The organism is Holdemanella sp. (assembly GCF_056804935.1).
In genome coordinates, this window is sequence record NZ_DBMEXE010000063.1 from 1 (window position 1) to 7,762 (window position 7,762).

Sequence of the window (7,762 nt, forward strand, 5' to 3'; positions counted from 1 at the left end):
CAGAGCATTACAGGTAGCTGGTTTAGAAATTACAATGATCAATGATGTAACACCAATTCCACACAACGGATGTCGTCCACCAAAACGACCTCGTGGATAGTTAAAGGAGGATAACGATGCAGGAATTTGAAAGAGCTTCACTTCATAAAGATTTTGTGAATGAAGAAAACAATACTGGATCTTATATCTTTGAACCTCTTGAAAGAGGTTTTGGAATTACGATTGGAAATACCATTTGCCGTACATTATTAACAAGTGTACCTGGCACACGCATTGTTGGATTTAAAGTATCTGGATTTGATGGAAAAGCAACAATGATCGAAGGTATTTTAGAAGATATTTATCGTATTTCATTAAATTTAAAAGCTGTACAATTATACAATGATGGAGAAGGATTCCAAACATTGCATATTTCAAAGAAGGGTCCTGCAACAATTCAGGCGGCTGACATTATTTGTCCAGAAGCTGTTGAAGTTGTAGATTCTGAACAAGTGATTTGTACTTTAGAAAAAGGTGCAAGCTTGGAAATGGAGATTTATGCTGTAACTGGAACTGGATATAAGAGTTCAATTGAAAACAAAGTGTCATACGACTTTGGTGAAGATGTCGTAGTATTAGATGCAACTTTCACTCCAATCCGTAAAGCAGATTATTTAGCAGAACCTGCTCGTGTTGGGTTGGATAAAAAATATGATAAAGTACATATCAATGTAGAAACAGATGGTACAATTACACCTTTACAAGCTATCACAATGGCTGCAAAGATTTGTATGGAAAACTTAGATGAAGTTTTAACTGTTTCAGATTTAGAATTAGAAGAAAGTTTCATGGTTCAAAAACCTCAAGTTGAGGATGTTAAGAAAGTAAATACAATGATGATTGAAGATTTGGATTTATCTGTTCGTTCTTACAATTGTTTAAAACGTGCAGGAATTCAAACTGTTGATGAACTTACACAAAAAACAGAAGATGAAATGATGCATGTTAAGAATTTGGGTAAGAAATCACTCAAAGAAGTGAAGGACAAAATGTACCAATTGGGATTGTTCTTCAAATCGTATGAATAAGAGGAGTAAGAATCATGTGGAATCGTAAATTGGGACGTAAAGCCGATCATCGTAAAGCATTGTTGCGTAACATGGCAACATCTTTGATTGAAAACGGACAAATCGAAACAACAGAAATGAAAGCAAAAGAATTAAGCGCTGTAATGGACTCATTAGTAACATTAGCAAAACGTGGAGATTTACATGCACGTAGACAAGCAGCAGCTTATGTTCGTAATGTAGAAGTTGATGAAGAGGGAACAACAGCTCTTCAAAAATTATTCAATGAAATTGGACCAGCATATGCAGATCGTAATGGTGGATACACTCGTGTTGTAAAAACACGTATCCGTCGTGGAGATGCAGCTCCAATGGCAATTGTACAATTCGTGAAGTAGTAGTTACTACTTCACTTTTCTTTTAAGGAGAATTAAAATGAGTGATTTAGAACAATACGCAAAAGAACATCAAGTGCCTATTATGATGGATGGTGGGTTAAAGTTCTTGTTAGAAAAACTTCAAGAAAATCAATGCCTGTCATTTTTGGAGTTAGGAACTGCAATTGCGCGTACATCTATTGAAGTAGCTAAGTTAGATCCTAGAATGAAAGTTGTCACAATTGAAAGAAATCCTGACATGATCGTTCAGGCAAAAAAGAATATTGAGGAAAGTGGATTATCTGACCAAATCACATTGATTGAAGGGGATGCTCTTGAAGTAGATGTAGATGGTATGTTTGACTGTATTTTTATTGATGCAGCTAAAGCACAATATCGACGTTTTTTTGAGAAATACTGTATCCATTTGAATGAGAATGGTATAATTGTATCAGATAATATGAATTTTCATGGGCTTGTAGAACATCCAGAATTATCGCGTAATCGCAATACACGCCAATTAGTTCGCAAGATCCATGATTATCATACGTATTTGGCAGAACTTTCCGATTATGAAACAGCATTTTATGATTATGGAGACGGAGTTGCCATTACAAGGAGGAAATAATTATGAATCTTTTTAAATTTTTAGTAGGTGCTGCAACCATTACAGTTGGCGCATGTGCAGTTGCTGGCAAAGTACGTCGTGATAAACAAAGACAGGAAGAGTTAGATGAATTCTTATGCCCAGATATTGATGAACCTATTGAAAAAGAGATTCAACCTAGTGTAAGTCCATTAAAAAATATGGAATCGGATATTATGGGATTTAAAGAGGCTGAAGAAGAAATTCTTCCGGTCACACTTACATATAGCTTTGATTCTAAGGAGGCGGCTAAACAATTTCAAACAGAAATTGCTGAAAATGGATTAACTTCTTCGTATGATGATGAAGACAAACTTGTGGATGTAATTTATCATGAGGGTGTAAATGAAAGTGATTTAAAAATTTTGTCAGACACACTTGTAAATGCATGTACAAACACGAGTGCTGAATATAAAGGATTTCATTTTAATAAATAGTGGCTTGAGGGTGCTCAAGCCATTTTAATATGGTATAATAGTTCCGTTTATGGTGGAGGATATGTGATGGAAGCAATTGAAGTTTCACATTTAACTTTTTCCTATGATGGGAAAAATGATATATTAAAAGATGTTTCTTTTTCAATCCCAAAAGGAAGCTATACAACGATTATTGGACATAATGGTTCTGGTAAGAGTACAATGGCAAAACTAATCATTGGTTTATTGGAAGCGAAAAAGGGAAAAATTCAAATTTTAGGTCAGGAACTAAATGAAGAAAGTGTATATGAATTGAGAAGTCATGTTGGAATAGTATTCCAAAATCCAGATAATCAATTTATTGGTTCTACAGTGGCAGATGATATTGCCTTTGGTTTAGAAAATCATTGTGTAGCACAAGAAAAGATGCAGGGGATTATTGAAGATGTCGCAAGTCGTGTTGGAATGACGGATTTTTTAAGTGCAGAGCCGACTAAATTATCTGGTGGACAAAAACAGCGTGTAGCGATTGCGGGTATCTTAGCAATTGAACCGGATATTATTATTTTTGATGAATCGACAAGTATGTTGGATCCTCAAGGTAAGGCAAGTATTAATGCGCAGATTCGCAAGTTACATGAGGAAAAAAATATCACTATTTTATCAATTACACATGATATGGAAGAGGTTGCTCAATCTGAAAATGTCATAGTATTAGAAAATGGTGAAATTGCGATGCAGGGAACACCAATGGATATTTTTAGACAGGAAGATAAGTTAGCTAAAATGCAGTTGGATATTCCTTTTGCGTTAAAGATTTCTAAAGAATTAAAGAAGCGTGGGATTTTTAAGGAAAATGTATGTCGTTTAGATGAGGTGGTAGAAAAATTATGTCGATTGAAATAAAGAAGTTAGAGCACACATATAATGAAAATACCCCTTTTTCGCATGCTGCATTAAAAGGTATTGATCTTTCAATTCCAGAAGGGAAAGTTACAGCTATTATTGGGCAGACGGGTTCTGGTAAATCAACTTTGGTTCAACATTTAAATGGTTTGTTGATTCCAACAGCGGGTACTTTGGATATTTGTGGTTTCCATATTCAGCCTTTGTTGAAAATCAAAGATGTGAAGCAATTGAGAAAAGAAGTTGGACTTGTATTCCAGTTTCCTGAATATCAATTGTTTGAAGAAACGATTGGTAAGGATATTGCGTTTGGGCCAAAAAACTTTGGAACAAGTGAAGAAGATGCTTCCCAACTAGTAAAGAAAGTCTTGCCTGTTGTTGGTTTGGATGAAAGTTATTTGGATCGTTCTCCTTTTGATTTGAGTGGAGGACAAAAACGTCGTGTTGCGATTGCCGGTATTTTAGTATTGAATCCAAAAGTTTTAGTTTTAGATGAGCCAACTGCAGGTCTTGATCCTCAAGGTGCTCAAGAAATGATGACTTTGTTTATGAACTTAAATAAAAAGGAAGGCAAAACCGTTCTTTTAGTAACTCACGATATGGAGCATGTCATGAATTATTGTGATCATGTAATTGTGTTAAGTCATGGTGAAGTAACGCAGGAAGCGGATGTGAAGGAATTTTTTAAGCATCCTGAATATCTACAAGAGATTGGGATCAATCCACCTAGTATTGTGCGTTTAAAGATGCAATTAGAAGAAAATGGATTTGAGATGGATCCAGATATTATGGATATGAATTCACTTGTGGATTCAATAGAAAAGCAGGTGAAGAAACATGAATAATGTTGCGTTAGGACAATATATGCCATTAGATTCTGTGGTTCATAAGATGGATCCTCGATCTAAGATTATGATCATGTTGTTTTTGATGGTTGCGATATTTATTCCTGCAGGAGTCCTTGGATATGTGATTATAGGTATTTTTATTTTATTGAGTTTGTATTTATCAAAATTAAATATTAAATATGCCTTAAGAACAATGAAACCAATGTTATGGATGATGGCTTTCTTGTTGGTTATTAACCTATTGGTTATTAAAACAGGAACACCTTTGTTTTCAATCAAAGGATTTACAATCTATAGTGATGCCGTAAATCAAACGTTGTATATTGTGGTTCGTTTAATGTTGATGGTCATTATCACAACTGTATTAACAGCAACAACAAAGCCTTTGGATTTGACTTTGGGAATTGAAAAATTGTTGAAGCCTTTTGAAAAGGTTGGTGTACCAGCTCATATTATTGCGATGATGATCAGTATTGCGTTGCGTTTTATTCCAACATTGATTGAAGAAACACAGCGTATTATGAATGCGCAGGCAAGTCGTGGTGTGGATTTAGAAAATGGGAGTATTAAAGAAAAAATCATGGCCATTTTGTCTTTAATTGTTCCACTATTTGTTTCTGCATTTGATCGTGCAGATCAACTTGCGAATGCGATGGAAGCTAGAGGGTATGATCCTTCTAGAAAAAGAACACGTTACAAAGTGTTAAAGATGCAGACTATCGATTATGCTTCAATGATTTTAAGTGTTGTCGTTCTTTGTGCTTGTATTGGTATTTGGGTATTATGATTGTAAAAGCACTTGTCAGCTATGATGGTTTTAATTATGCAGGCTGGCAAAAACAAGAGAATGCGTTAGGCGTTCAACAAGTGATTGAAGAAGCTTTGTATAAAATTACTAAAGAGAATGTGGATGTTGTTGCGAGTGGAAGAACGGATGCTGGTGTTCATGCGTTTGGTCAAGTCTTTCATTTTGAGACAAGTAAAAATGTTCCGGCTATTCAATATGAAAGAGCATTAAATGCATTGCTTCCTAAAGACATTCGTATTTTAAAAACGGAAGAAATGCCCGATGATTTTCATGCACGTTTTAGTGCTGTAGGCAAACGTTATGATTATTTTTGTTCGTATGATATAAAGAATCCTTTTAATTATAAGTATCGTAATTTATTAACTAAAAAATTGGATATTGAGGCGATGAAAAATGCATCAAAAGTATTCTTGGGATCTCATGATTTTACGAGTTTTGCCTCAAGTAAAATCGATCCGAGAAAACCTAGAGTCAAAACGATTTCAAATATTGAAATTAATGAAGAAGGTACAGATGTGCATTTTATCTTTGAAGGTACTGGTTTTCTAAGATATCAAGTTCGTATGATGACGGGTACTTTAATTGCGGTAGGTCAACATAAGATAGATATTGATGATGTGCAAAGAATGTTAGATGCGAAAGATAAGTCGGCATGTCGTTATAATGCACCGAGTTGCGGATTATATTTAGTGGAGGTAAAATACAATGAAACAAACTAATTTTCATACACATACTTCACGTTGTCATCATGCCTTTGGTAATGATGAAGAATTTGTTCGTACTGCCATTCAAAATGGTTTTGAAGTATTGGGCTTTTCAGATCATGCGTGTTGGAAATATGACTCTGATTTTGTGGCGCATATGCGTATGAAGCTTGATGAATTTGATGATTATAAAGATAGCATTTTATATCTGAAAGATAGATATAAGAAGCAGATTGAGATTCGTTTTGGTTTAGAAGCTGAATACTTTCCTAAATATATGGATTGGTTATTGGATTTCTGTATTGAAAATGAAATTGATTATTTGATTTTTGGCAATCATTATTATGGTACAGATGAGGATCATATTTATTTAGGTGGAGCGAAAGGAAAATATATTAAAGGCTATTTTGATACTTGTGTGGAAGGTATGAAAACGGGTATGTATGCATACTTGGCACATCCAGAATTGATTTTAAGAAGTACGGGTGGCGTAATAACACCAGAAATCGAAGAGGGATTCCACAGAATTTGTAAGACAAGTCAAGATTATAATGTTCCATTAGAATTTAATGTGTTGGGTATGCAGCACAATTTACGTATGGGCTATGAAGAGTATCCACATTCTAGATTCTGGCAAATTGCCGCTCAATATGATGTCAAGGCTATCATTGGTATGGATGCACATGAGGTAGGCGATTTAAATAAAAAATGGTATGATTTTGCTTTAGAAAAACTATCTGAATTTGATGTAGAAATCATAGATGATATTCCTTCGATTAATTATAAAAAAATAAAAGAAAACAATATTAAAGTTTAGCAAAAATAAAGCTAAACTTTTTGTTTTTTTCATTGACTTTTATAGGGATATTGCATATCATATTAGGTGGCTAAACTCTGGCCTTTTGAGCCCCGGTAAACGCTCAAATCAAGGAGGAAATTAGATATGCGTCAAACTACTATGGCAAAACCTGCCGATGTAACACGTACATGGTATGTAGTTGATGGAAACGGACAAACTTTAGGACGTTTGGCTTCAACTTGCGCTCATGTATTAAAAGGTAAACACAAACCTACATACACACCAAATGTTGACTGTGGTGATTATGTAATTGTGATCAATGCTGACAAGGTCGAAATGACTGGAAACAAGTTGAATACTGAAAAGTATTACAACCACTCTGGATACTTTGGAGGTATGCGTGTGCGTACAGCTAAAGAAATGAAAGAGAAATACCCTGTTGAATGGGTTGAAAGAGCAATCAAAGGTATGTTACCTCACACTAAATTAGGTGATGTACAACGTGGACACGTATTCGTATACGCTGGTAGCGAACACCCACATGCTGCTCAAAAACCTGTTGAATTGAAGGTAAGAGGATAAGGAGGAATAGAATATGAAAAAATCTAACACTGTTCAATATCATGGCGTTGGACGTCGTAAAAAATCTGTTGCTCGTGTCTTTTTACGTCCAGGTACAGGTAATATCGTAGTCAACGGAAAAACTTTGGAAGAATACCTTCCATTGGAAACTTTACGTATGGTTGTTAAATCACCATTAGAAATCACTAACACAGTTGATCAATTTGATGTGATTATCAACGTACAAGGTGGAGGATACACTGGTCAATCTGGTGCTATGCGTCACGGAATCACTCGTGCTTTAATGGAAGCTAGTGAAGACTACCGTCCAGTATTAAAAGCTGCAGGATTCGTTACTCGTGACCCTCGTGCTAAAGAACGTAAAAAATACGGTCTTAAAGCAGCTCGTCGTGCTCCACAATTCTCTAAACGTTAGTATTTTACTTACTAAGAGAATGCAAAAGCCTTTATATAAAGGCTTTTTTCTTTTGCCTAATTGAGATGAAATTGTATGCGTAGGCCACAAACAGGCCACAAACATTTTTAATAGAAAGTCACATTTAATAAAATGGGATATAGACATCATTAATGTCAAATAGGCTTGTACAATTTACCTGTAAGTGAGGTAATGAAATATGTGTACAGAATTTA

At 35.0% G+C, this 7,762-nt stretch carries 11 protein-coding genes and 1 pseudogene; all 12 read left to right on the plus strand.

Annotated features, from left to right (window positions below):
• Positions 1–100, plus strand: a 100-nt coding sequence (gene rpsK / locus ACZQCL_RS04385; RefSeq protein WP_482424443.1) for a 30S ribosomal protein S11, incomplete at its 5' end; no start/stop codon positions are given.
• Positions 101–116: 16 nt separating this feature from the next.
• Positions 117–1,067, plus strand: a complete 951-nt coding sequence (locus ACZQCL_RS04390; protein ID WP_482481928.1) for a DNA-directed RNA polymerase subunit alpha — start codon at positions 117–119, stop codon at positions 1,065–1,067.
• 14 nt (positions 1,068–1,081) lie between these two features.
• Positions 1,082–1,444, plus strand: a complete 363-nt coding sequence (gene rplQ, locus ACZQCL_RS04395; protein WP_117571636.1) for a 50S ribosomal protein L17 — start codon at positions 1,082–1,084, stop codon at positions 1,442–1,444.
• Between the two features lie 25 nt (positions 1,445–1,469).
• A pseudogene (locus tag ACZQCL_RS04400) lies at positions 1,470–2,051 on the plus strand (O-methyltransferase); the annotation flags it as partial.
• 2 nt (positions 2,052–2,053) lie between these two features.
• Positions 2,054–2,506, plus strand: a complete 453-nt coding sequence (locus ACZQCL_RS04405; RefSeq protein ID WP_117573488.1) for a hypothetical protein — start codon at positions 2,054–2,056, stop codon at positions 2,504–2,506.
• Between the two features lie 66 nt (positions 2,507–2,572).
• On the plus strand, positions 2,573–3,391 hold the full coding sequence (locus tag ACZQCL_RS04410; RefSeq protein WP_482481929.1) for an energy-coupling factor transporter ATPase: 819 nt from the start codon (positions 2,573–2,575) through the stop codon (positions 3,389–3,391).
• Positions 3,376–4,236: an energy-coupling factor transporter ATPase gene (locus ACZQCL_RS04415; protein ID WP_118114611.1), complete on the plus strand. Its 861-nt coding sequence runs from the start codon at positions 3,376–3,378 to the stop codon at positions 4,234–4,236. Before ACZQCL_RS04410 ends, ACZQCL_RS04415 begins: the two co-directional genes overlap by 16 nt.
• The gene (locus ACZQCL_RS04420; protein WP_256269249.1) at positions 4,229–5,026 is read left to right on the plus strand and encodes an energy-coupling factor transporter transmembrane component T family protein; all 798 of its coding nucleotides are present in this window, start codon (positions 4,229–4,231) and stop codon (positions 5,024–5,026) included. Before ACZQCL_RS04415 ends, ACZQCL_RS04420 begins: the two co-directional genes overlap by 8 nt.
• A complete protein-coding gene (gene truA / locus ACZQCL_RS04425) occupies positions 5,023–5,766 on the plus strand; it encodes a tRNA pseudouridine(38-40) synthase TruA (RefSeq protein ID WP_419041581.1) in 744 nt (247 codons plus the stop codon). The genes ACZQCL_RS04420 and truA overlap by 4 nt, the downstream gene beginning before the upstream one ends.
• Positions 5,753–6,568, plus strand: coding sequence for a histidinol-phosphatase (locus ACZQCL_RS04430; protein ID WP_482481930.1), 816 nt, complete (start codon positions 5,753–5,755; stop codon positions 6,566–6,568). Before truA ends, ACZQCL_RS04430 begins: the two co-directional genes overlap by 14 nt.
• Before the next feature lie 126 nt (positions 6,569–6,694).
• Positions 6,695–7,132: a 50S ribosomal protein L13 gene (gene rplM / locus ACZQCL_RS04435; RefSeq protein WP_003864733.1), complete on the plus strand. Its 438-nt coding sequence runs from the start codon at positions 6,695–6,697 to the stop codon at positions 7,130–7,132.
• 13 nt (positions 7,133–7,145) lie between these two features.
• On the plus strand, positions 7,146–7,547 hold the full coding sequence (rpsI, locus tag ACZQCL_RS04440) for a 30S ribosomal protein S9 (protein WP_117573786.1): 402 nt from the start codon (positions 7,146–7,148) through the stop codon (positions 7,545–7,547).
• Positions 7,548–7,762 lie beyond the last annotated feature (215 nt).